The following is a 1,969-nucleotide window of genomic DNA, read 5'->3' as shown; positions in this document are numbered from 1 at the left end:
CCGCTCAATATCCGGGAGTGGGACTGCCCGACATGCGGGGAATACCTTGACAGAGATATCAATGCCAGCAAAAACCTCTTGGCATTGGCCAAGTAAAAGAAAATCAATGAGGCAGGGACTGCCTTTTAAGCCTACCCCTATCCGATTCCTCTGTCTGTATGAAGTCTGTGCAGACAAGAATGGAGTTCGTAGGAAGCCCCCACTTCAAAATCCAAAGGATTTAAGTGGTGGGTAGTTCACTCAACAGAATAAATAATGCGGTTGATTAGACAGGTGGAATGATTAGTGATATTGGTGCGGGTGCAACTATCTAACTTGACAGAGGGATGAATCATATTTTATATGAAGCGACTCATGAAGGATAAAACATCCTTTGTGATCGTTCACTAGCTTTTCACGATTAGAAATGCCGAATCGACCTTCGAGGCCAATGATGGTCGCATTGTGGAACAGGGAAATCATGATGAACTCATGGAAGAAGGCGGCATGTATTCTGAGGTGTATTATTCTCAGTTTGAAAACTATGCCTGATCTTAAGTCAATTACATTAAAAGGAAAGCCATTCTGACTAATGGTGTTCCTTTTTGTTTTATTAAATTTGATCACATCGATGAATAAGCTGATTCTGTTGCTTATCAGAACTTTTAGGATGAGTGACTGTTTCATAAGTACGGAATAGGAGGCATACGCCCTCTTACCAGGACTACAATCACTACGTAAAAAGCACTAGTAGATTCTCACCACATGAAGAGACTCAACGCTAGCCAGGAGACAGAAAAAAAGCCTCAGTCATTTTCCTAAATCCATACACTAGGCACAGAATCGGAAAAGAATGAGGCATCTGTTAGAATAATTGCTATAAAGCATAATCATAAAAGAAGGAGCGTCGACAAGCTGATGACCAGCGGCATGGTCACGATCGAGAAGAAACTGGCCAGAATGATGATGCGTGCACCGTATTCGTAATCCCCGCCGTATAGCTGCGAAAAAAGTGCAGTATTCACGGCAGTCGGTGTACAGTTCGCTATGGCAAGTACCAGCAGGACGGAAGGATCACTAATCGGTAAGAGCCAGATTAACAGAAGAGCAACGGCTGGAGCAATCAGAAGACGGATGAACACGATCCAGTAGTTGGATTTGACAAAGAATATTTCCTTGAACTGACTTCTGGCCAGGTAACCTCCAAGAAGGATCATTCCTAGAGGAGAACTAAGGCCACCAATCGTATCCAGACTGTTATATAAAACGTCAGGCAACGGGATACGGGTGATGTACAGGCCGAAACCAACAAACGCACCGATACTAGCCGGATTCGTAAATATAGATTTTATAGTGATCGGCTGATTACCTTCTGACAGCATCCATATTCCATATGTAAACTGGAAAATTGCTGAAACAACTATATACATGGATAAGTAAAAGATGCCTTCGTATCCAAGTATCGGTAGAATAATGGGAATACCCATAAATGCAGTATTCGAAAACACGATGGCATACCGGTCTATCTTCGACCGGTTTCTCAATACCGTATGGGCTATGAAAATACGTGAGAGTGTAATGGCAAGGGATCCGATTAGGGAAGTGAAGAGGAGTTGCAGCTGACCGCTGTCGTAGTCCTGCTGAAACGAGAGCATCAGAACGATCGGAATGACAAACTTCGTCACGATATTGGCCAACTGCTGACTGCCGTCCATATTGAGAAAATTGATTTTTACAAGGATGAATCCAAACATCATAATGAAAAACATCTGAAGCAGCTGATCGAAAATTACTAATGAAATGTCCATAGGGTTCGCCTTCAATCTATTATGTAGTAAACTATTTAATGAAGATTCTTTATCATACTGCGACAGAAGACACTCGCTTCTATAAGCGGGTGATGAATGGCGCTCGAGCTTGCTCGACAGTATTTTCGAAAAAAGTAAAAAATAAGTCTTATTCCTGCAATAACTCGTCACACAAAAGTCAT

The 1,969-nt window shown here is 42.2% G+C and carries 2 protein-coding genes; one reads left to right on the top strand and one right to left on the bottom strand.

Going from position 1 to position 1,969, the window contains the following annotated elements; translation table 11 throughout:
* The first annotated feature begins 9 nt into the window (after positions 1-9).
* Positions 10-96, top strand: coding sequence for a zinc ribbon domain-containing protein (locus ACYQ2O_RS12020; protein ID WP_459796684.1), 87 nt, complete (start codon positions 10-12; stop codon positions 94-96).
* Between the two features lie 773 nt (positions 97-869).
* Here the strand turns inward: ACYQ2O_RS12020 and ACYQ2O_RS12015 are convergent.
* Complete coding sequence (locus ACYQ2O_RS12015; protein ID WP_091265081.1) at positions 870-1,787, bottom strand: AEC family transporter; 918 nt, start codon at positions 1,785-1,787, stop codon at positions 870-872.
* Between the last annotated feature and the right edge of the window lie 182 nt (positions 1,788-1,969).

Source organism: Alkalibacterium sp. m-11 (assembly GCF_054658155.1).
Note: the sequence above shows the minus strand (reverse complement) of the source record. Positions and strands in the feature narration are given on the sequence as shown.